We start from the raw sequence: 21853 nt of genomic DNA, 5'->3' as shown, positions 1-21853 counted from the left end.
GGCCATCGGTTCCTCGACCCGCCGCGCTGGTCGGCGAGGAGGAACGAGCGGCCCAGCACGACCACCAGACCGGCCGTGGACCAGGAGGCCCACCGCGAAGGTCGGACAGCTTGAGCCAGCCCTCGACGGTCCCGTGAACCACTCGCGTCTGCGGGGCGTCGAGCAGCGCGCCGGTCAGGCTGCGCAGGCGGTTGTACCCCTCCACCAGGGCGACGCCCATCACCACGCCCCGGGCCCAGTACCGCCCGCCGAGGATCAGCCAGGCCGAAACCAGGTAGACCACCGCGTAGTTTGGAGGTTGTTGGTCTCGGCCTGCGAGGAGCCGTCACTGACGCCGTAGTAGAAGATCCCCTGGACGAAGGTGGACGAAGCCCACCTGCCCGAAGCAGGTTGTACGCCGCCCAGATCAGCAGGATCGCGCGCCCCAGCCGCCCGCCACCACGGCGGCCGGCCGGACGTGCCGCCCGGCGTATCCGAGCTCGGTCGCGTAGGACACCGGTTGCCCCCCTGGTGATGGCCGGTCAAATGCGGCTAGCCTGCCCACACCGTTCCGACGCCGTTGACACCGGGTTCGGTCGCCCGGGCGATCGTTATGAAACTCAGTCCAAGTGCAGCGCCGACCAGTCCTGGTTCGCCCCGAAAACGCCCCGACCCGCCGGTGATCGCCAACGGGCTGTTGTAGGTGTCCTTGACGTCGGACAGTCGGTTCACCACCGGCCCGGGGCTGACGTTCCGTTCGGTGAGCGACTGCCCCCACACCGTCCACATCGTCCACGGGGTCTGCGCGAGCGTGTCCTGCTGACGGGAGTTCACCGGAACGGCGAACGACTCGGCCAGCACCCGGGGGCTTGCGGTACGCCGAGAGGCCGTCCGTAGTAGCGCTTGGTCCACAGCTCGCCGGTGCCGATCGGGTCGGTCGGGCTGCCGCTGTAGTCGTCCACCCCGACCACGTCGACGTACCCCTCGCCCGGGTAGTAGTCCCAGGGCTCGACGCCCGGGGCACCGTCCCAGGAGACCGGGGTCCAGACGAAGATCAGGTTGTGCAGCCCCCGGGTCTCCACCAGGTACCGGTAGGTGATCGTCCAGAGCTTCTTGAAGTCGGCGCCGGTCTGCCGGACCACCAGAAACTGCGCTGGCAGTCCTGGTTGTTCATCTCGTGGTACGGCCGGAAGAGCACAGGGACGTCGTGCGCGGCCAGGTACTCCAGGTGGTCCGCGAGGAAGCGCAGGTCCTCCATCAGGGCTTGTTCTCGCGGGTGCCGCCCGCCTGGTCGACCGACCCGGCCGAACCACTTCGGGTCGGTCGTCCGGGGGGGAGCTGCGGCAGAGCACGTTCTCGAAGGACTTCACCGGGGCACCGGGGTACGGCTCGTGGTAAGGACATGCCGACCATCCCGGCCGGGGCGCCGCCGTTGTCCGGCAGGGCCGTGGTGCTGCCGTCGCAGTTGCGCTGCGCGCCGCCCTCAACCGGTCCCCGTAACTGCCGTCCGCCGCACGGGGGTAGCCCGACCAGACCGCCTTCAGCAGGTCCACCGCGTCGTCGGTGTACTGCCACTTGGCCTCGCAGGACGGCCAGCGCCCGGCCGAGTAGCTCCGCTCGTTGCCGACCCCCCAGGTCGACTGCCCGTACCCCGGCCCCAGGTCCGTCTCGACGAACCCCGGCAGCTTGCCGGTGATGTCGGCCGCCTTCTTGTAGTAGTAGCCGGCCGGCTTGGAGCCGGCGAAGTCGCCGTAGGAGGTGTTGTAGAGCTCGTTCTGCAGCTCCACGTGCTGCCCGATGACCGTGCCGCGCGGCTTGCCCGAGCGGGCGGCCTGCTCCAGGTCGGCCAGCATCTGGAAGACCGCCCGGGCGTTGGGCGAAGCGGCCGGGTCGCGCTTGAGCAGGTCCTTGCCCAGGTCGGCCGGGACCGGACGCGGCGTCGGGGACGAGGTCGGGTCGGGCCCGGACGGGGTCGGGGCCGCGGCGGGCCCCGTCCCGTCCTCCGCACCGCTGACCGCTATCACCGTCGCGCACACGACCGAGGCGGCCAGCGTCACGGCGGCCAGCGTCACAGCACCGCCGTGCCGGCCCCGCAGAGATCTCACGGACTCCCCCTGAACGATCCTGATCATCCTTGACGGGGAGACAGTATCCGGACCACCGGGCGGAGCTGACTCCGGGTCACACCGGTCAGCCGGCCTGCGAGAGGGCCCGCTTCTCCAGCGTCGCGCGCACCCGGGCGGCGAAGCCCGGCCCGGCGTCGGTGGCGACCTTGTCCGCGACGACGCCGCCCTCCTTCGCCGAACCCGCGGCCGTGAAGTAGGCGAACCGGCCGAGCGAGCCGTGCGTGTTCGCGCAGCCCACCTCCTGGCAGAAGTCCTTCATGCCCTCCACCTGGAGGCCCTTGATCTGCCCGTTGACGTTGTTCGTCGCCGTCTCCGCCTGGAGCCGCTTGTCGAAGACCGCCACGCCGACCACCACGGCGCTGTCGTTCAGCACGTAGGTGGCCCGCAGCACCTGCCGGCAGCCCTGGTTCTCGATCACGTCCGCGAGCCCGCCGGTGATGGCGTGCCAGCACGGGGTGACCGTCGTCGCGCTGCGCCGCGTCCAGGTGGCGCCGCCGAAGTCGATGGTCTGGTCGGGGAAGAACGCGGCCGGGTCCACCGGAGCCTTGTCCGTGCTCGCGTCCCAGATGGCCTTGAGCGACGCGTCGTCACCCGCGAGCGGGGTCCCGGGGGCCGGCACGGGCGCCTTGCTCTCCCCCGCGGTGGCCGTCGGGCCGGAGCCGGGTTCTTTTTTTTCCAGGAGAAGGGGAGGAGGGGAAGATAGGAAGAGAAGGCGAGGAGGGGAAAAAGGCGGAGAAGAAAGGACGAGGAAAAAGAAGAAAGAAAAACAGAGAACAGAAACCTCGAACGAGTTTCCTCTCGCTCTAAAGAGAGGATGAGTAGAAAAAGAAGAGAAGAGAGTGAAGGAATAGGAAGCGGGGAGGGAGAGGGGAGGTACGGTAAGGAACGAAGAGGCAAGATAAGATGAGGAAAAGGAAGGGGAAGAAGGGAGGAGGGTAAAGAAGACAGGAGACGGAGGACGGGGAACGGAAGCGCGGAAGGAAAGGGAAAAGGGAGGAGGTATGGAAATGGGGAAAAAAAGGGAAGGAAAAAAATAAGAAAGAACTTGGGGGAAGAGCATAGAGGACAAAGAGAGGAAAAAAAATGAAAGGGGGGGGAAGGGAGACCGAAAAAGGAAGATAAGAAGGGCAAAGCACAATCAGGCGGAAACAAATGACGATAAACGAAACCACAACAAGATGTGGCGGTCCACCGCAGCATTGGGTAGCACTACATGTATGCTCGCTCTCGCTGTCGATGCAGGGGAACTCCGGTGGAAGTCCGGGACTGCCCCGCAACGGTGAGCGGGCTTCCGGTACGACCGCCCGCGAGTCCGGTGACCTGCCGACGGTGTGCCACACGGCTTCCCCGCAGACGCCTTGGAGCACAGCAGTGACGTCCGGGCCTCGCGGGTGGGCCGGGGGTGGATCGCGCGCGCCGTGACGGTGTCCGCGCCGTACTCCCCTGCGCCCGAGTCGGCCCGGCAGCCATGCCGACCGCCGCCGCCAGGAGAGAAGCGCCTTGACCATCGCTGCCTCAGTTGCCCTGCCCGCCCAGGGAACCGCCGAAGACCGGACCGACCCGGGCGCCGCCCTCCTCCGGCTCCTCACGGACCGCAGCGCCGACCTCCCCCAGGTGGACCCGGGCCACGTCGCGGCCGCTGCGCTGCGCGGCCGGCACGCCGGTTCGGACTTCGCCGAGCTGCGCGGCCTGGCCGTGGAGGCTGCCGCCTCGATGATCGCCGAGGACCCGCAGTACTCGAAGCTGGCGGCCCGGCTGCTCGCCCTGGAGATCCAGGACGAGGCCGTCTCGCAGGGCGCCGTCTCCTTCGCCGCCTCGATCGCCGTCGGCCACGCCGAGGGCCTGATCGGCGACGTCACCGCGGCCTTCGTGGCCAAGCACGCGGCCGCCTTCAACGGTCTGATCGACACGGCCGGCGACGACCGCTTCGAGTACTTCGGCCTGCGCACCGTGCAGTCCCGCTACCTGCTGCGCCACCCGATCACCCGTCAGGTGATCGAGACCCCGCAGCACTTCCTGCTCCGGGTCGCGGCGGGCCTGGCGGTCGGCGACACCGAGAAGTCGGTGGCCGAGGTGGCCGAGCTCTACAAGCTGATGAGCCGTCTGGAGTACCTGACCAGCTCCCCGACGCTGTTCAACTCCGGCACCAAGCACCCGCAGATGTCCTCCTGCTACCTGCTGGACTCGCCGCTGGACAACCTGGACTCGATCTACAACCGGTACGCCCAGATCGCCCGGCTCTCCAAGCACGCCGGCGGCATCGGCCTCTCCTACTCCCGGATCCGCTCGCGCGGCAGCCTGATCCGCGGCACCAACGGCAAGTCCAACGGCATCGTCCCGTTCCTGCGCACCCTGGACTCCTCGGTCGCCGCGGTGAACCAGGGCGGCCGCCGCAAGGGCGCGGCCTGCGTCTACCTGGAGACCTGGCACGCGGACATCGAGGAGTTCCTGGAGCTCCGCGACAACACCGGCGAGGAGGCCCGCCGGACCCACAACCTGAACCTCGCGCACTGGATCCCGGACGAGTTCATGCGCCGGGTGAACGCCAACGCCGACTGGTCGCTGTTCTCCCCGGCCGACGTGCCCGAGCTGGTCGACCTCTGGGGCGCCGAGTTCGACGAGGCCTACCTCAAGGCCGAGCAGGCCGGCAAGGCCGTCCGCACCATCCCGGCGCAGACCCTCTACGCCCGGATGATGCGCACCCTGGCGCAGACCGGCAACGGCTGGATGACCTTCAAGGACGCCTCCAACCGGGCCGCCAACCAGACCGCGCTGCCCGGCCGCGTGGTGCACTCCTCGAACCTCTGCACCGAGATCATCGAGGTCACCGACGACTCCGAGACCGCCGTCTGCAACCTCGGCTCGGTCAACCTGGGCGCCCACGTCGCCGCGGGCGCCACCGTCGCCGACCTGGTGAACGCGATGGACTGGGAGCGGCTGGACGCCACCGTGCGCACCGCCGTGACCTTCCTGGACCGGGTCATCGACATCAACTTCTACCCGACCACCGAGGCCGGGACCTCCAACTCCCGCTGGCGGCCGGTCGGCCTCGGGGTGATGGGTCTTCAGGACGTCTTCTTCCAGCTCCGCCTGGACTTCGACTCCGCCGAGGCCAAGCAGCTCTCCACGCTGATCGCCGAGCGCATCATGCTCACCGCCTACGAGCGCTCCAGCGAGCTGGCCGAGCAGTTCGGCCGCCACGAGGCGTACGGCGAGACCCGGGCCGCCCGCGGCCAGCTGCACATCGACCACTTCGGCGTCACCCCCGCGTGGGCCGACCGCTGGGACGCGCTGCGCGCCCGGATCGCCGAGACCGGCCTGCGCAACTCGCTGCTGCTGGCCATCGCGCCGACCGCGACCATCGCCTCGATCGCCGGCGTCTACGAGTGCATCGAGCCGCAGGTCTCCAACCTCTTCAAGCGCGAGACCCTCTCCGGCGAGTTCCTCCAGGTCAACCCGTACCTGGTCCGCGAGCTCAAGGAGCTGGGCGTCTGGGACCAGCAGACCCGGGACGCGCTGCGCGAGTCCAACGGCTCGGTGCAGGACTTCAACTGGCTGCCCGGCGAGGTCCGTTCGCTCTACCGCACCGCCTGGGAGCTGCCGCAGCGCGCGCTGATCGACCTGGCCGCCGCCCGTCAGCCCTACATCGACCAGAGCCAGTCCCTGAACCTCTTCATGGCGGCGCCGACCATCGGCAAGCTCTCCTCGATGTACGCCTACGCCTGGAAGGTCGGTCTGAAGACCACCTACTACCTGCGTTCGCGCCCGGCCACCCGGATCGCCCAGGCCGCCACCGGCGCCGCCCGCGCCGCCGCCCCGGTCCCGGTGACCGTGGGCGCCCCGACCCTCACCCCGGAGGAGGAGGCCGCGCTGGCCTGCTCCCTGGAGAACCCCGAGTCCTGCGAGGCCTGCCAGTGAGCACCACCCCCGAGACCCCCGGCCGCGAGAAGATGCTGCTCGACCCGGGCTTCGAGCTGACGCTCCGTCCGATGCGCTACCCGTCGTTCTACGACCGGTACCGGGACGCGATCAAGAACACCTGGACCGTGGAGGAGGTGGACCTGCACTCCGACGTCGCCGACCTCGCCAAGCTGAGCGAGGGCGAGCGGCACATGATCGGCCGGCTGGTCGCCTTCTTCGCCACCGGTGACTCGATCGTCGCCAACAACGTGGTGCTGAGCCTCTACAAGCACATCAACTCCCCCGAGGCCCGGCTCTACCTGTCCCGGCAGCTGTTCGAGGAGGCCGTGCACGTCCAGTTCTACCTGACGCTGCTCGACACCTACCTGCCCGACCCGGACGACCGCGCGGCGGCCTTCGCGGCGGTGGAGAACATCCCCTCCATCCACCAGAAGGCGCAGTTCTGCTTCAAGTACATGAACGCGGTCGACCACATCGACTCGCTGCAGACCAAGGAGGACCGCCGCGCGTTCCTCCTCAACCTGATCTGCTTCGCGGCCTGCGTCGAGGGCCTGTTCTTCTACGGCGCCTTCGCGTACGTGTACTGGTTCCGCAGCCGCGGCCTGCTGCACGGCCTGGCCACCGGCACCAACTGGGTGTTCCGGGACGAGTCCATGCACATGGACTTCGCCTTCTCGGTGGTGGACACCGTCCGCGAGGAGGAGCCCGACCTCTTCGACGACGAGATGGCCAAGCAGGTCACCGAGATGCTGGAGGAGGCCGTCGAGGCCGAGCTCCAGTTCGCCCAGGACCTCTGCGGCGAGGGCCTGCCCGGCATGAACACCGAGTCGATGCGCCAGTACCTGGAGGCCGTGGCTGACCAGCGGCTGGCCCGCCTCGGCCTGCCGGTCCGGTACGGCTCCAGCAACCCGTTCGGCTTCATGGAGCTGCAGAACGTCCAGGAGCTGACCAACTTCTTCGAGCGCCGGGTCTCCGCCTACCAGGTCGCGGTCGAGGGCTCGGTCGCCTTCGACGACGACTTCTAGGCCGCCCCGGACCACCGGAGTCCGAACGGACGGAGGGCCCCGACGCGATCGCGTCGGGGCCCTCCGTCCTCACGGTGCGGGCCGGTCAGCCCATCCAGGTCCCGGAGGACCAGACGGGGCTGCCGTCCTGACGGTAGATCACCAGGTTGCCGTCGTCCTGCAGGGTCAGCCGGGCGCCCGGGTTGCCCCAGGTGCCGGCGGACCAGAGGGCGCCGCCGGTGGTCGGGCCGCCGCCGCGGGCGTACAGGACCAGGTTGCCGTCGGCCTGCAGCACCAGGTAGGCGCCGGGGCTGTTCCAGGTGCCGGTCGACCAGGCGGCGCTGCCGTCCAGCTTGTAGATCACCAGGTTGCCGTCGGCCTGCATGACCAGCGAGTCCTTGACGCCCTGGGTCCACCTGCCGCTGCCCAGCTGCCCGCCCGAGGCGAAGGTCTGCCCCACCCGGTAGGTGCCGGAGCCCCAGGCGGCGCTGCCGTCCGGACGGTAGACCACCAGGTTGCCGTCGGCCTGGAGCTGGACCTTGGCGTTGGTGCTGCCGTAGGTGCCGGTCGACCAGAGGCCGCCGCCCAGGGTGTAGCCGCCGGTCGGGCCGTACACCACGAAGTTGCCGTCGCCCTGCATCACCGCGTAGGCGCCGAGGGTGCCGGAGGTCCCGCTGCGCCAGAGCACCGGGCCGGGGCCGTTGTGGGTGTTCAGCCGGGCCACCAGGTCACCGTCGGACTGCATGGTCACCGTGGTGCTGTCGCCGGCCAGGCTAGCGCCGCTGGGGAGCCGCTGGCCGGACTTGACCGTGCGGTCCGACGCCGCGGAGCTGACGTCCAGGACGTTGGAGTCGATGTTGATCCGGATGCCGCCCCAGGTCTCGTCGTGGTCGCCCCGGTGCTGGTGCACCCGGCGGCCGCCGGCCAGCCAGTAGTACGGCTTGGCCAGGCCCATGCCCTGGTCGGACAGGTCCGCGTACTGGTTCCAGGCCGCCGACCAGATGACGTCGGGGGTGGGGTAGTACGGGTCCTCGTACTTGGTGCCCAGGTCCTTCACCGCGCCGGTGGCGCTGGAGTAGACGCCCGAGCGGTAGCCGAGCGAGCGCACCTGGTTGGTCCAGCCCTTGAGGTAGGCCAGCACGCGCGGCGAGTCGGCGGCCGCGTAGCCGCCCTCGACGTCGCTGTAGACCAGGCTGAGCCGCGGGAAGCCGAGGTCGGTGACGGCCTTGACCGCGTCCGCGGCCTCCTCGGCGCCCTGCGCCTCGGCCTTCACCAGGTCGGTGTCGATCTGCAGCGAGTAGCGCGAGTTGGCCTGGCGGCCGACGTAGACCGGCAGGAAGGTCCAGCCCTTGGCGGCCCGGCCGGAGACCCAGGCCGGCGTCAGGTTGCCCTGGGCGCAGGCCCGGGCGGCACCGCCGACGTAGATGCCGACGGTCCGGTAGGGCGAGGCGGACCAGGAGTCCATCGCCGTCGAGGACGGGGCCGCGCAGGTGTCGAAGGCCTGGCCGACGGCCTCGGTCGAGGGCACGGCGGTGTCGGCGGCGGCGGCCCGCGGGGCCACCGGGGCGCCCGCCTGCGGGCTGCCCGCCGCCGCGAGCGACCGCTTCGCGGCCGGAGCGGACTGGACGGCCGCGGCGTCCACCGAGCCGCCGGCGATCAGGTCACCGAGCGCCTTGGCCGAGTCGCGGTAGGTCCCGGTGACCCGCAGCGCGGCCCCCTTGACCTCGGCCCGGAACTCCCGGCCGATCCGGCCGGCCTCCACGACCGGGGCGGGCAGCGGACGGCCGGCCTCCACCACCGGGGCGGAGCTGCCGGCCGGTACCGGCTCGACCACCAGGACGTCGGCCCGCTCGGCGGCCGGCTTGGCCGGGCAGTCCTGGTCCGCACCGGGGGTGCCCAGGAAGACCGCGTTCCGGTCCAGCCGGACGCAGGCCCTGGGGTTCTTCTCCAGGTCGACCACCTGCCAGCCGGCCGGGACGGCCAGCTTGAGCCCGCGGTACGAGACCTGCTGGGTGCCCGGCGCCTCGGCGGCGGCCGCCACCGAGACCCCGCTCGCGGCGGCGGACAGCGTCAGCAGCAGCACGGTGGTGCTCCTGCTCAAACGGTTGCGCATGGAATGAGGTCCACCCCTTCGTTCGACGGGCCGCCGCGCCGTACGCGACGGCTCGGCCCGCACAGGGGTGAGCACGGATGTCCCCGCGGCCGCCCCCGCTGGCCGGAGTGGACTCTAGTACGGAGAACGGACACCCCCTCACCCCGGTCGGGTGGTGAGGGGGTGTCAGGTGTCAGACCCGGCCCCAGGTCCCGGTGGACCAGAGCGCCCCGCCGGCCGACGGGCCACCGCCCTCGCGGTAGAGGACGAAGTTGCCGTCGTCCTGCAGCAGTCCGTACGCCCCCGGGTTGCCCCAGGTGCCGGTGGCCCAGACCGGGCGGCGGCCGGGGCCGGCACCCGGGCTGTAGACGACCAGGTTCCCGTCCCGCTGCAGCTCGATCGAGTTCAGGTCCCCGGAGGTGCCGGTGGCCCAGAGCGGCCTGCCGTCCGACTTGCGGTAGAGCACCAGGTTGCCGTCCTTCTGGTGCACCAGCCAGGCCGTCCTGGAGCCCAGCCACTGGCTGGCGCCGGAGCCCCAGTCCGCGGGCCAGAGCGCGTCCATGCCCGGGTTGCTGCTGACGGTACGGGTGTTGGAGGGGCTCCAGGCCTGGCCGTTCCCGTCACGGACCGCGAAGTCGCCGTACTCGTCGATCCGGGCACAGGCCCTGTCGATGCCCCAGGTGTGGGTGGACCAGAGCGCTCCGCCGGAGGTCGGGCCGCCCCCCTCGCGGTAGACCACGAGGTTGCCGTCGGCCTGCATCAGCAGGTACGCGCCGGGGTTCCCCCAGGTGCCGGTGGACCAGAGCGCGGGGCCGAGCCCGTTGCCGCGGGCCTGGTCCCAGAGGTGGAGCACCACGTTGCCGTCGGCCTGCACCACCAGCTTCACCTTGTCGGTCGCCAGGGTCTGCCCGGCCGTCAGCCTGTCGCCGGGCGACAGCGGCTGCGACTCGCCCGGGAGGCTCCTCGCCTCACAGCTGAGCGGCTGGTCCTCCGCCGCCGCGGCCGGAGCCGTGGCGGCGAGCAGTACCAGTCCGACGAGAGAGGCGGCCATCCGCCCCAACTGCCCTGATTTCAAAGGAGATCCCCCAGTCTGCGCGTGGACCACGATCCGCGGTCGCGGCACGCTACCAGGGGAGGACGAGGGTCCGGCACCGAAATACCGGACCCTCCGCACCGCCGGTTGACGGACCGTCAGTCGTTCGGGACGGTCGCGTAGCGCGGGGTGCCCTCGGCCATCTGCTTGAGGGCGTCCTTGCGGTCCCGCTTCGACAGCTTGTCGATGTAGAGGAAGCCGTAGAGGTGGTCGGTCTCGTGCTGCAGGCAGCGGGCGAAGAAGCCGGTGCCCTCGACCCGGACCGGGTTGCCGTCCTTGTCCTGGCCGGTCACCGCGGCGTAGTCCGGGCGCGGCAGCTCGGCGTAGGCGGTGGGGACGGAGAGGCAGCCCTCGTTGCCGTCGTCCAGGTTGCGCGGGCGGTCGGCCGGGAAGGGCTCCAGCACCGGGTTGATCACGTGGCCGACGTGGCGCACGCCCTCGTCGTCCGGGCAGTCGTAGACGAACACCTTGGCGTCCACGCCGATCTGGTTGGCCGCCAGGCCGACGCCCTCGGCCGCGTACATCGAGACGAACATGTCGTCGATCAGCGCCGACAGCTCCGCGTCGAAGTCCGTGACGGTCCTGGTCTCCCGGTGCAGCACCGGGTTCCCGACCACGGTGATCGGACGGGCCGTGCCCTTGGACGTGTCCGGCAGCTCACCCACGATCCGGCCCGCGCCCGACTCCTGGTGGTCGTGGTCGTGGTCGTGACCCTCGTGGTCGTGGTCGTGGCCCTCGTGGTCGTGCTGGTCCGCCATCGCTCCCGCTCTCCTGTACTCGGATCTTCCGGGTAAAGAGTACGGTGCGCCCGCCGCCCGCGGTCCTTGCTCCCGGGAGCTCAGCAGACCTCTTCGAGGTCCCGGTAGGCCCGGCTGTCCGGCGAGCCGTCCACCCATCCGTCCAGCAGTGCCCGGACCAGCGCCGCCGGGGCGGCGATCCCGCACTCCCGCTCGGCCAGCCAGGCCAGGCCCGAACCGGCCTGGCTGAGGTGGCTGAGGTGTCCCGGGTGGGCGGCGTCCCCGTCGTCGTGCGGATCGTGGTGCACCGTGCGGCCGTCGTCGCTCGGCATCCGGCTCTCCGAACAGGCCCGGCAGAGCAGGCGGACGGAGGAGGTCCAGTCCTCGGCGGCGTACCCGGCGTCGGCCACCAGCCGCTCCAGCGCGTCCCGGTCGGCCGCCGTCCGGGCGTGCAGCAGCACCACGTAGGTGGGCACCGGGGAGGGCGCCCAGAGCTCGATCTCGTCGAAGACCGGGTACGCCACCCCGTCGGCCACCCGCTCGCCGTGCGGGGCGCCGTCGTGCAGCACCACCTCGCCCCAGCGGCGGCCGGAGGAGGGCAGCGGGATGGAGAGCACCTCGATCCGGGCCGGGTCCAGGCGCCGGCCCCAGACCACCTCGGCCTCGCCCTCCGGCGAGAGCCGCACGGGCGTGGTGCCCAGGTCCAGCTGGACCGGGCCGCCCTGGGCGCCGCCGGGCAGCCGCAGGCCGTACGCCTGCCAGGCGCGCCGGGCCAGCGACCAGTCCTGGAGGGCGGTGGCGGTGATGCCGAGGTTCCACCAGTCGGGTGCGCCCTGGTCGCGGTCGAGCAGGGCGACGGCGCGCAGCCCGGCCGCCCGGGCCTGCTCCCAGTCGCGGCGGAACTTGTGCAGCAGGGCCAGGTTGAACCAGGAGTCGGAGAGCCAGGGCTCCAGGTCGGCGGCCATCACCAGCAGGGTGCCGGCGTCCTCGTAGCGGCCGTCACCGATCAGGGTGAACGCCCGGTCGGTGGTCTGCCGCCAGGTCGCCGACGGCCGGTGCCGTGCGCGGTGGAAGATCCTCACGTTCCGTCCCTGCCGTAGTCGTCCGCCGGTTGACCGGCCCGCCGGGTGACGGGCCCCCGGCCCGCCCGGACCGGGCCCTTTCCTCGCTATGACCGCATCCAACCACGACGCCCCCGGGCCGCGCTCCTTGCGAGGGTGCTCAGTCAGGTCCGGAGGCCACGCCGGGCGGAACCGTCCCGGGGGTGTCAGGTAGCGGCGTCCGCGATCAGTCCGGGTACCGAGCACCCGCGGCTGACGGGAACAGACCGCCCAGCGCGTCCAGCACCCTCGGGTCGTAGAGCCGGCCGCCCTCCGCCCGCAGCCGGCCGAGCACCTCCCGGCGGCCGTCCGGCTCGCCCAGCCCGCGGGCCCGGGCCGCAGCCGACAGGTCGTCATAGGCGTTGGCCACCCGGATGATCCGGGCGGCCAACGGGACGGAGGGGTCCTCCCGGCCGTCCGGCCCCCGGCACGGATCGGCCAGCCGGGCCACCTGCCCGGCCACCCGGCGGGGCACCCCGGTCCGGCTGATCACCTCGCTGCCGAGCCGGGCGATCCGCTGCTGCTCGGCCTGCGGCAGCAGCGCGGTGGCCCCGCCCGGCACCGGCTCGACCAGCGAGAGCTGCCCGATGTCGTGCATCAGGGCGGCGTACTCCAGCAGGGCCAGGTCCCGGCTGCCGAGCCCGAGCTCGCGGCCGAGCGCGCAGGCCGTGTCGGCCACCCGGCGGGCGTGGCCCGGCGGGGTGTAGCCGGCCACCTCGGTGGCCCGGGCCAGCGTCTCGATGGTCTGCCCGGTGGTCGCCCGGATCCCGGCGGCCCGGCGGAACGAGGCCTGCGCCAGCACCAGCGGGGCGCAGAACAGCGGCAGCGCCCAGAGCCCGACCTCGCCCGCCAGCAGGCTGATCAGCATGCCGGTGGCCACGATCGCCGAGCCGATCCCGAGCAGCGAGCGCAGCTCGTCCTCCAGCGCGGCCCCGAACCGCAGCCCGTGCGCGGCCCGCCGCTGCACCGCCGCCAGGGTGGCGTCGCAGAGTGCGGCCAGCGCGGCGACCCCGGTCAGGAACACCCCGTAGACCGGCCCGGCCAGCGGCAGCTGGTCCAGCGCGCCGCTGTTGTACAGCGGCTGGAACAGCACCCCGGCGAAACCCACCGTCAGCACCCGCCGGGCCGCCCCGTCCAGCACCCCGGGCGCCGGCTCCCCGCCCCCGTGCGCGGGGCGGCGGGAGCGCCGCCGGTGCGGGAAACGGCCGAGCAGGGTGCCCACCCCCGCGACCGCGACCACCTGGGTGACGCTGTGCGTGGTGGGCAGGCCGTGCAGCGGCCCGAGCAGGGCGTACGCCAGCGCCACCGCGGTGCCGATCGGGGCCTGCTCGCGGTCGCCCGGCAGGGTGATCCGGACGCGTTCGCCGACCGCCACCACCAGCGCGAAGGCGGCCGCCACCAGCGGCGCCGCCACCCCGTGGTGCAGCACGTCCAGGCAGCAGAGCAGGAACAGCCCGGCCGCGGCCAGCCGCAGCGCCCGGATCACGAGCTGCCGCGCATCAGGTCGGACGAGCCGCGGCGGGCGGGCTCGGGCACGCCGAGCGGGATGTCCGGCACCTCGCCGTCCCAGCCGCCGGGCGGCGGCAGCGCGGGCCGCCAGCCGTGCTCGGCCACCGCCTCGACCAGTGCCCGCACCATCCGCGGGTCGAACTGGCTGCCCGCGCACCGCTCCAGCTCGGTCACCGCCTCGGCCACCGGGCGTCCCCGCCGGTAGGAGCGGGTGGAGGTCATCGAGTCGAAGGCGTCCGCCACCGAGATGATCCGGGCGAACTCCGGGATCCGGTCCCCCGCCAGCCCGTTCGGGTAGCCGCGCCCGTCCATCCGCTCGTGGTGGTGCAGGATGCCGCCGCGCGCCTCGCCCAGGAAGTCGATCCCGCGGACCAGCTCGAAGCCGAACACCGGGTGCACCTCGACCGCGCGCCGCTCGGCCTCGGTGAGCGGGCCGTTGCGCCGCAGCAGCTCGGTGGCCACCCCGAGCTTGCCGACGTCGTGCAGCGTCCCGGCGAAGTGCAGGGTGCGCAGCCGGTCCTCGGCCATCCCGAGCTGACGGGCGATCAGCACCGCCGCCCGGCCGACCCGTTCGCTGTGGCCCCGGGTGTAGGAGTCCTTGATCTCCACCGCCTGCACCAGCGCCTGCACGGTGGCCCGGTGCGCCGTCCGCTCCCGGCTGCCCTGGGCCGAGACCCAGGCCGAGATGGAGAACGGCAACAGCGCCAGCACCGCGGCGAACGCCCCGTACGGGCCCTGCCAGAGCACCGCCACCATCAGCCCGCCGGCCCCGTGCAGCAGCGCCCCGGCCAGCCGGCCGCCGAGCCCCTCCGCCACCGCGGTCCGCCCGGGGCCGCCCGTGGCCAGGCGCCGCATCGCGGCCACCAGGGCCGCGTTGACCAGGCAGAACAGCAGGACGGCGGCCAGTGCTGGCAGCGCCGCGCCCGGGAAGCGGGAGCCGAGCAGCAGTTCGGGACCGTGCAGCAGCCGGAACAGCAGGGCGGCCGCGAAGGCGGAGAGCCCCAGCTGGGCCGCGTTCCACGCCCGGCGCAGCGCCCGGGGCGCGGCGGCCGGGGCCACCAGCGCGGCCGGGACGGCGACCAGGGCGGCCGCGGCGGGCGGCAGCATCAGCACCCCGGCGAACAGCACCGGCAGGAAGACCGGCCCGGCCGCCTCCGCCTCCACCGGCCGGGCCACCGGGGCCGACGGCCGCCCGGTGAGCACCGCCCGGGCCGCCCGCGCGGTGCGCAGGCAGGGGGTCGGGCTGCCCTGGGCCAGCGAGTCCCAGCAGGCGTGCAGCAGGGCCAGCAGCCCGAGCCGGGGCCAGTGCACCGGGCCCGACAGCGGCCCGCCGCCCGGCAGCGCGAGGGTCAGCAGACCCGCGACCGCGCCGCACAGCACCAGCACCACGTACCGTCTGGCCGCTCCCGGCAGGGCCGGGGCCGCCTCGTCACCGACGATCTCCGCCTCCCGCCAAGGCCGCAGTTCCCTTGGGGCACCCGCCTACTGAGGGCCCGTCAGGGAGAATAGGGGCCCGGCGGGCGGGCTGGACGCCCGATCCCGGAATGCCCCGGTCGGCGCAGCGCCGACTCACTCGAACGAGTGAGGGTGCGGCGGACACGGAGGAGCCCGGCAGGCCGCGACGGCCTACCGGGCTCCCCCGCGGGTGCTCGTGCCTACTCGGCCGCCTCGGCGGCCAGCGGCTGCGGCTCGCCCTCGCGCTGGGCCGCGCGGATCAGGTCGATCCGGGCCAGCACCTTGCCGCGCAGGTCGGCCGGCGAGTGGTCGCTGGAGCAGGAGCGCTTGACCAGGGCCTTGATGGCGGCCTCCAGGCCGTACTCCTCCAGGCAGGGGGAGCACTCCTCGAAGTGCACCCTCAGCTTGGCGCAGTCCCCCTCGGCCATCTCGTTGTCGAGCAGCTCGTAGAGGTGGTCGAGCACCTCTCCACAGTCGGTGTCGTGCGGATCGCCGCAGCTCATGAGCCCGAGCCCTTCGCTTCCTGCCCTGCACCGCTGCCGGCGGGGACCAGCCCGCGCTCGCGGGCGTAGTCCTCCAGCATGACGCGCAGCTGACGGCGGCCACGGTGCAGCCGGGACATCACCGTGCCGATGGGAGTACCCATGATGTCCGCGATCTCCTTGTACGCAAAGCCCTCTACGTCCGCGAGGTAGACCGCGATCCGGAACTCCTCCGGGATCGCCTGCAGGGCGTCCTTCACGTCGCTGTCCGGGAGGTGGTCGAGCGCCTGGGCCTCCGCCGAGCGCAGACCGGTCGACATGTGCGACTCGGCCCGGGCCAGCTGCCAGTCCTCGATCTCCTCGGCGGCGGTGCGCTGGGGCTCCCGCTGCTTCTTCCGGTACGAGTTGATGAACGTGTTGGTGAGGATCCGGTAGAGCCAGGCCTTGAGGTTGGTGCCCTCGCGGAACTGGTGGAAGGACGCGTACGCCTTGGCGAACGCCTCCTGGAGCAGGTCCTCGGCGTCGGCCGGGTTGCGGGTCATCCGCAGGGCCGCCGAGTACATCTGGTCCAGGTAGCCGAGGGCGTCGCGCTCGAAGCGCTCGCGCCGCTCGTCCTCGGTCTCGTCGGCCGACACCCGGAAGGTGTCCTCGCCGATCGCCTCGGCCAGCTCCTCACCCGTCAGCACCGCGCTGACCTCGACCGGCTCGGCCTCGTGCTCCGCTCCGACGACCGGACCCACCTCCTCGGCAGTACGGGCAGGCGCCTGGGTGGGCCCGCCCGACAGCGAGGATATCGGGCTGACGGACTTCCCGCCCGCGCCGATCCACTCGGACCAGTCCGGCATCGCGGAAGCCGCGCCCGCACGCTCGGGGCACGCGATCGAACCCATCTGCCCTGCCTCTCCACCGGTTTCACCGTGCTGACGTGAGGCTTCAACCCCTCACCCGCACAGGTAATTCCCGGTACGCCGGACGGACCTGTCAGGGCTGGTCAGAGCCAGTCCAGCACCGCCGCGGTGATCACCTCCAGCGCCTCCTCCTGGGAGACCGGCGCGCGCTTGGGCACCGCGAAGCCGTGGTCCCCGTACGGGACCTCGACCAGCCGGTGGGTGTCCGGCAGGGCCGGGTACTCGGCGGGCGTGCCGAAGGCGTCCCGGCCGCCCTGCAGCACCAGGGTGCGGCAGCCGGTGGAGAGCAGTTCGTCCGCCCGGCTCTTCTCCGGCTTCCCCGGCGGGTGGAGCGGGAAGGCCAGCGCGAGCACCCCGGCCGCGCCGAGGGCTCCCGCCGTCCGGCAGGCCACCCGGGCTCCGGCGCTGCGGCCGCCGAGGTACAACGGCAGCCCCTGCCCGCCGAGTTCGGCGATCACCGGGAGCCAGCCGGCGTCCAGGGTCTTCGGCGCTGGGGCGACCTTCTTGCCGGCCACCCGCCAGGGCTGCTCGACCAGGGCCACGGTGATCCCGTGCCCGGGCAGCACGGCGGCCAGCGCCCGGAGGTCGCGCGCCTCGACGCCGCCGCCGGCGCCGTGGCCGAGGGCCAGCAGGGCACGGGGCTGCGCGGCGGCCGGGTGGAGGGTGATCCGGGCCTCGCCGGCCGGGGTGGGAACGAGCATGACACTCCGTCAGGTGGGGCGGCGCTCTGTCAGAACCGCTACCGGGAACTGTGTCGTATCAGAACAGCACGCTCTCGTCGGGTTCGACCTCGTCCGCCGGGCGCAGCAGTTCGGGTCCGTTGTTGCGGATGTTGCCCACCGCCGGGCCGACCGGCCGGGCCACCAGGGCGCCGGGCGCGGGCGGGACGAGCAGCGGGAAGAGCCGGCCCGGGTCGTCCAGCGCCGGGTCGAGCCAGGCGTCGAAGGAGGAGGGGTCCAGGAAGAGCGGCATCCGGTGGTGGATCGGGGCCAGTGCGGGCTCGGCGTCGGTGGTGACGATCGCGCAGGTGACCATCCAGGCCTCCGGGTGGTCCGGCGGGTGGCGGCGGTCCCGCCAGAACTCGTACACCCCGGCCAGCGCGAGGACGGTGCCGTCCGCCCGGTGCACGAAGTAGGGCTGCTTCCTCGGCTTCCCCTTCTCCGTGGGTATGGTCTCCCACTCGTAGTAGCCGTCCACCGGGACCAGGCAGCGGCGGGAGGCGAAGGCCTGCCGGTAGGAGGGCTTCTCGTGGATGGTGTCCGAGCGCGCGTTGATCATCTTCACCGCCGTCTCCGGCGACTGCGACCAGGACGGCACCAGGCCCCAGCGCAGCACCCGCAGCTGGCGCACCGGCGCACCGCCGCCCCGCGGCGGGCGGTCCAGCACCACGAAGGCCGGGGAGGTCGGGGCGACGTTCCAGCTGGCCGCGACGGTCTCGGTCGGGTCCCACTGCTCGACGCCGAAGATCCCGACCAGGTCCTCGGGCGCGGTGGTGGAGGCGAAGCGTCCGCACATGACGGCCAGCTTGCCACGGCCGTTCTCACCCGAAGGGCAGAACCGGACGGTTCCGCCCGGCCGTCCTGGCATGGGAGGCTGCCGGTCCGGCGTGGTGGAGGAGGTAGGGAATGGACTTCGCGGGACTGTGGCGGACGGTCACCGATGCGGTCACCGCCACCCAGCCGGCCCCGCCGCGCTGGCTGGTGCTGGCCTGCGCCGGGGCCGCGCTGCTGGCGGTGGTGCCCCGGCCGCTCTGGCGGCTCAGCCGGAACGTGGTGACCATCGCGCACGAGGGCGGCCATGGGCTGGTCGCGCTGCTGACGCGCCGTCGGCTCTCCGGCATCCGGCTGCACTCGGACACCTCCGGCCTGACCATCTCCTCCGGCCCGCCGACCGGCCCCGGGATGATCCTCACCGCCGCCGCCGGGTACACCGCTCCCCCGCTGCTCGGCCTCGGCGGCGCCGCGCTGCTGGCCGGACAGCACGTCACCCAGCTGCTCTGGATCTCGGTGGTGCTGCTGGCCGGGCTGCTGGTGATGATCCGCAACCTCTACGGGCTGCTCTCGGTGGTGGTCACCGGCGGCGCCTTCTTCCTGATCTCCTGGTACGGCGGCAGCCAGCTGCAGTCCGCCTTCGCCTACGCGGGCGTCTGGTTCCTGCTGCTGGCCGGGGTCCGGCCGGTGCTGGAGCTCCAGGGCAAGCGCCGCCGCGAGGGGGCCCGGTCCACCGACGCCGACCAACTGGCCCGCCTCACCGGCCTCGGGCCCCTCCTCTGGGTGACGGTCTTCCTGCTGGTCGCCCTGGTCTCCCTGGCCCTGGGCGCCGCCTGGCTGCTGGCCTGAACCACCGTCAGCTCCGCCGGAGCGGTACGTGCCGGGACGGCCCAGGGGCCGTCCCGCCGAGCAAGCCGAAGGGGCCGCGGCGTTGGGGTGCGTGGCTCGGCGGCGCCGAGGAGGGAGTCCATGCGGAGCATCGGCGACCGACGAGAAGCCGGCGAGGCGCGTGCCCCGGCGTCGCGGCCTCGGCTTGCTCGGCGGGACGGCCCCTAGACTGACTGCATGACCGAAGAGCTGTGGCCCGCACCCGTCGCGAGCGGTGCCGTCGACGCGACCGTCACCATCCCCGGATCGAAGTCGGCGACCAACCGCGCGCTGGTGCTGGCCGCGCTGGCCGACGGCCCCGGGTGGGTCCGGCGGCCGCTGCGCAGCCGGGACTCCCAGCTGATGGCGGACGGCCTGCGCGCCCTCGGCGTGACCGTCGAGGAGACGGTCAACAACGCCAGCGGCGGCACCGGCGGCGGCGAGGCCTGGCGGGTCATCCCGGCCGGCCGGCTCCGCGGCCCGGCCCAGGTGGACGTCGGCAACGCCGGCACGGTGATGCGCTTCCTGCCCCCGCTGGCCGCGCTGGCCGACGGCCCGGTGCACTTCGACGGCGACCCGCGCAGCCACGAGCGGCCGCAGCACGGCGTGATCGACGCGCTGCGCGCCCTCGGCGTGCGGATCGACGACGGCGGCCGCGGCGGCTTCCCGCTGACCGTGCACGGCACCGGCGCGGTGGACGGCGGCACGGTGGAGCTGGACGCGTCCTCCTCCTCCCAGTTCGTCAGCGCCCTGCTGCTCTCCGGCGCCCGCTACAACTCCGGCGTGGAGGTGCGCAACACCGGCTCCACCGTTCCCTCCCTGCCGCACATCCGGATGACCGTCGACATGCTCCGCAAGGCCGGCGCCCAGGTCGACGCGCCCGAGGACGGCGGTGAGAAGGACGTCTGGCGGGTCACCCCCGGCGCCCTGATCGGCCGTGACCTGGTGGTCGAGCCGGACCTCTCCAACGCGGCCCCGTTCTTCGCCGCCGCGCTGGTCACCGGCGGCCGGGTGACGGTCCGGGACTGGCCGAAGCACACCTACCAGCCGGGCGACCAGCTCCGTGACCTCTACACCCGGATGGGCGGCGCCTGCGCCTTCACCGACGAGGGCCTGGAGTTCACCGGCACCGGCCGGATCCACGGCATCGAGGCCGACCTGCACGACGTCGGCGAGCTCACCCCGGTGATCGCCGCCGTCGCGGCGCTGGCCGACTCCGAGTCGCACCTCTACGGCATCGCCCACCTGCGGCTGCACGAGACCGACCGGCTGGCCGCCCTGGCCAAGGAGCTGAACGAGCTCGGCGGCGACGTCAGCGAGACCGCCGACGGCCTGCGGATCCGCCCGCGCAGGCTGCACGGCGGCACCTTCCACACCTACGAGGACCACCGCCTCGCCACCGCCGCCGCCGTCCTCGGCCTGGCCGTGCCCGGCGTGCTGGTCGAGAACGTGGCCACCACGGCGAAGACCCTGCCGGACTTCCCGCAGATGTGGGCCGAGCTCCTCGGCCGGGGCTGACGGGGAATCACGACATGCGCCGCTACGGCAAGGACACCGACGAGGACGACATCCGCAACCGCCCGGCCCGCAAGGGCTCGCGGCCGCGGACCAGGATCCGGCCCAAGCACGAGGACGCCTCCGAGGCGATGGTGCTCACCGTCGACCGGGGCCGGATCACCTGCCTGGTCGAGGCCGGGACCAAGCGCGAGCGCGAGGTCACCGCGATGAAGGCCCGCGAGCTGGGCCGCAAGGGCGTGGTGGTCGGCGACGTGGTCCAGCTGGTCGGCGACCTCTCCGGCGAGCCGGACACGCTGGCCCGGATCGTCCGGGTGGAGGAGCGCAGCTCGGTGCTGCGCCGCACCGCGGACGACGACGACCCGTACGAGCGGATCGTGGTGGCCAACGCCGAGCAGCTGGCCATCGTCACCGCGCTGGCCGACCCGGAGCCCCGCTCCCGGCTGATCGACCGCTGCCTGGTGGCCGCGTACGACGCCGGGATGACGCCGCTGCTGGTGCTCACCAAGTCCGACCTGGCCCCGGCCGAGCCGCTGCTGGAGACGTACGCGCCGCTCGGCATCGACTACGTGGTGACCCGGCGGGACGAGCTGGAGACCACCGGCGCGGAGACCGTCCGGGAGCGGCTGCGCGGGATGGCCACCGTCTTCATCGGCCACTCCGGCGTCGGCAAGACCACCCTGGTCAACGCGCTGGTGCCGGAGCGTCAGCGGACCACCGGCCACGTCAACGCGGTGACCGGCCGCGGCCGGCACACCACCGTCTCGGCGCTGGCGCTGCGGCTGCCCCCGCCGCCCGGGGCCAAGCCCGGCTCGAAGAAGGCCCTGGAGCCGGGCTGGGTGATCGACACCCCCGGCTTCCGCTCCTTCGGCCTCTCCCACATCGACCCGTCCCGGGTGATCCTGGCCTTCCCCGACCTGGAGCCCGGCACGGAGGGGTGCCCGCGCGCCTGCAGCCACGACGAGCCGGACTGCGCGCTGGACGCCTGGGTCGAGGAGGGCCACGCCGAGCAGGCCCGGCTGTACTCGCTGCGCCGGCTGCTGGCCTCCAAGGAGGCCCGGGAGGGCGACTGAGGTGACGTCCAGATGACTGGTCGACACCTTTCGGCCCGTCAGAAGTGTCGGTCCGCCCCCTCGCGGCGATCATAGGAAGGTCGGACCGGCCGGTCCGGCCTCGCGAGGGGAGTCGGCTCGGATGGCTTGGGCTTTGGTGATCATCGCCGGACTGCTGGAGACCGGCTTCGCGATCAACCTCAAACTCAGCGAGGGCTTCACCAAGCTCTGGCCCACCGTCAGCTTCGCGGTCTTCGCCCTCGGCAGCTTCGGACTGCTCACCCTCTCGCTGAAGACCCTCCCGGTCGGCCCCGCCTACGCGGTGTGGACCGGGATCGGCGCGGCCGGCACCGCGATCTACGGCATGGTCTTCCTGGACGAGGCCACCTCGGTGCTCAAGCTGGTCTCCATCTCGCTGGTGGTCGCCGGGGTGATCGGCCTCCAGCTCAGCGGCTCCGCCCACTGAGTCCGGCCGGTCTGGGACGGACCGGTCCGCAGTGCGAGCCGAACTGGTCCCGGACGG

Annotated in this window: 20 protein-coding genes and 1 riboswitch; of the genes, 6 read left to right on the top strand and 14 right to left on the bottom strand. The window is 72.7% G+C overall.

Annotated features, from left to right (window positions below; all coding sequences use genetic code 11):
• The 4 genes from ABD946_RS25590 to ABD946_RS25575 all read right to left on the bottom strand — a co-directional run.
• On the bottom strand, nt 1-283 hold a 283-nt coding region (locus tag ABD946_RS25590; protein ID WP_345287410.1), incomplete at its 3' end, for a hypothetical protein.
• 248 nt (nt 284-531) lie between these two features.
• Nucleotides 532-840, bottom strand: coding sequence for a hypothetical protein (locus ABD946_RS25585; RefSeq protein WP_345287408.1), 309 nt, complete (start codon nt 838-840; stop codon nt 532-534).
• Nucleotides 810-2084 carry a glycosyl hydrolase gene (locus ABD946_RS25580; protein ID WP_345287406.1) on the bottom strand — a complete coding sequence of 425 codons (1275 nt, stop codon included), beginning with the start codon at nt 2082-2084 and terminating at the stop codon, nt 810-812. Before ABD946_RS25580 ends, ABD946_RS25585 begins: the two co-directional genes overlap by 31 nt.
• An 85-nt stretch (nt 2085-2169) precedes the next feature.
• Entirely contained in the window at nt 2170-2724 is a 555-nt protein-coding gene (locus ABD946_RS25575; protein WP_345287404.1) for a hypothetical protein, read from the bottom strand.
• Nucleotides 2725-3322: 598 nt separating this feature from the next.
• Nucleotides 3323-3447, top strand: a riboswitch (cobalamin riboswitch).
• Nucleotides 3448-3605: 158 nt separating this feature from the next.
• On the opposite strand from ABD946_RS25575, the gene ABD946_RS25570 reads away from it, so the two are divergent.
• A complete protein-coding gene (locus ABD946_RS25570; protein ID WP_380150135.1) occupies nt 3606-6023 on the top strand; it encodes a ribonucleoside-diphosphate reductase subunit alpha in 2418 nt (805 codons plus the stop codon).
• Between the two features lie 32 nt (nt 6024-6055).
• A complete protein-coding gene (locus tag ABD946_RS25565) occupies nt 6056-7051 on the top strand; it encodes a ribonucleotide-diphosphate reductase subunit beta (protein WP_345287434.1) in 996 nt (331 codons plus the stop codon).
• Nucleotides 7052-7136: 85 nt separating this feature from the next.
• On the opposite strand, the gene ABD946_RS25560 is transcribed toward ABD946_RS25565, so the two are convergent.
• From ABD946_RS25560 to ABD946_RS25515, 10 genes are all read right to left on the bottom strand, one after another.
• Nucleotides 7137-9143, bottom strand: a complete 2007-nt coding sequence (locus ABD946_RS25560; RefSeq protein WP_345287403.1) for a glycoside hydrolase domain-containing protein — start codon at nt 9141-9143, stop codon at nt 7137-7139.
• Nucleotides 9144-9315: 172 nt separating this feature from the next.
• The gene (locus ABD946_RS25555) at nt 9316-10173 is read right to left on the bottom strand and encodes a hypothetical protein (protein ID WP_345287401.1); all 858 of its coding nucleotides are present in this window, start codon (nt 10171-10173) and stop codon (nt 9316-9318) included.
• Nucleotides 10174-10313: 140 nt separating this feature from the next.
• Entirely contained in the window at nt 10314-10973 is a 660-nt protein-coding gene (gene def, locus ABD946_RS25550; RefSeq protein ID WP_345287399.1) for a peptide deformylase, read from the bottom strand.
• A gap of 80 nt (nt 10974-11053) precedes the next feature.
• Entirely contained in the window at nt 11054-12034 is a 981-nt protein-coding gene (locus ABD946_RS25545; protein WP_345287397.1) for a tetratricopeptide repeat protein, read from the bottom strand.
• A gap of 205 nt (nt 12035-12239) precedes the next feature.
• Nucleotides 12240-13538 (bottom strand): HD-GYP domain-containing protein, encoded by a 1299-nt coding sequence (locus ABD946_RS25540; RefSeq protein WP_345287395.1) that lies wholly within the window; start codon nt 13536-13538, stop codon nt 12240-12242.
• Nucleotides 13535-14950, bottom strand: a complete 1416-nt coding sequence (locus ABD946_RS25535) for an HD-GYP domain-containing protein (protein WP_345287393.1) — start codon at nt 14948-14950, stop codon at nt 13535-13537. Before ABD946_RS25535 ends, ABD946_RS25540 begins: the two co-directional genes overlap by 4 nt.
• Before the next feature lie 266 nt (nt 14951-15216).
• Entirely contained in the window at nt 15217-15519 is a 303-nt protein-coding gene (gene rsrA, locus ABD946_RS25530; RefSeq protein WP_345287391.1) for a mycothiol system anti-sigma-R factor, read from the bottom strand.
• Nucleotides 15516-16388: a sigma-70 family RNA polymerase sigma factor gene (locus tag ABD946_RS25525; RefSeq protein ID WP_345287389.1), complete on the bottom strand. Its 873-nt coding sequence runs from the start codon at nt 16386-16388 to the stop codon at nt 15516-15518. The genes rsrA and ABD946_RS25525 overlap by 4 nt, the downstream gene beginning before the upstream one ends.
• A gap of 101 nt (nt 16389-16489) precedes the next feature.
• Nucleotides 16490-17107 (bottom strand): alpha/beta hydrolase family protein, encoded by a 618-nt coding sequence (locus ABD946_RS25520; protein WP_345287387.1) that lies wholly within the window; start codon nt 17105-17107, stop codon nt 16490-16492.
• 58 nt (nt 17108-17165) lie between these two features.
• A complete protein-coding gene (locus ABD946_RS25515; protein ID WP_345287385.1) occupies nt 17166-17921 on the bottom strand; it encodes an SOS response-associated peptidase in 756 nt (251 codons plus the stop codon).
• A 110-nt stretch (nt 17922-18031) separates the two neighbouring features.
• On the opposite strand from ABD946_RS25515, the gene ABD946_RS25510 reads away from it, so the two are divergent.
• The 4 genes from ABD946_RS25510 (at nt 18032) to ABD946_RS25495 (ending at nt 21796) form a co-directional block, all read left to right on the top strand.
• A complete protein-coding gene (locus tag ABD946_RS25510; protein ID WP_345287383.1) occupies nt 18032-18745 on the top strand; it encodes a M50 family metallopeptidase in 714 nt (237 codons plus the stop codon).
• Between the two features lie 216 nt (nt 18746-18961).
• Nucleotides 18962-20281 carry a 3-phosphoshikimate 1-carboxyvinyltransferase gene (gene aroA / locus ABD946_RS25505; protein WP_345287381.1) on the top strand — a complete coding sequence of 440 codons (1320 nt, stop codon included), beginning with the start codon at nt 18962-18964 and terminating at the stop codon, nt 20279-20281.
• 14 nt (nt 20282-20295) lie between these two features.
• Nucleotides 20296-21351, top strand: coding sequence for a ribosome small subunit-dependent GTPase A (gene rsgA / locus ABD946_RS25500; RefSeq protein WP_345287379.1), 1056 nt, complete (start codon nt 20296-20298; stop codon nt 21349-21351).
• A 121-nt stretch (nt 21352-21472) separates the two neighbouring features.
• Nucleotides 21473-21796 carry a DMT family transporter gene (locus ABD946_RS25495; RefSeq protein ID WP_345287378.1) on the top strand — a complete coding sequence of 108 codons (324 nt, stop codon included), beginning with the start codon at nt 21473-21475 and terminating at the stop codon, nt 21794-21796.
• Nucleotides 21797-21853 lie beyond the last annotated feature (57 nt).

Origin of the sequence: Kitasatospora albolonga (assembly GCF_039535905.1) — a bacterium.
In the GTDB taxonomy this organism is placed as follows: Bacteria; Actinomycetota; Actinomycetes; order Streptomycetales; family Streptomycetaceae; genus Kitasatospora; species Kitasatospora albolonga.
Note: the sequence above shows the minus strand (reverse complement) of the source record. Positions and strands in the feature narration are given on the sequence as shown.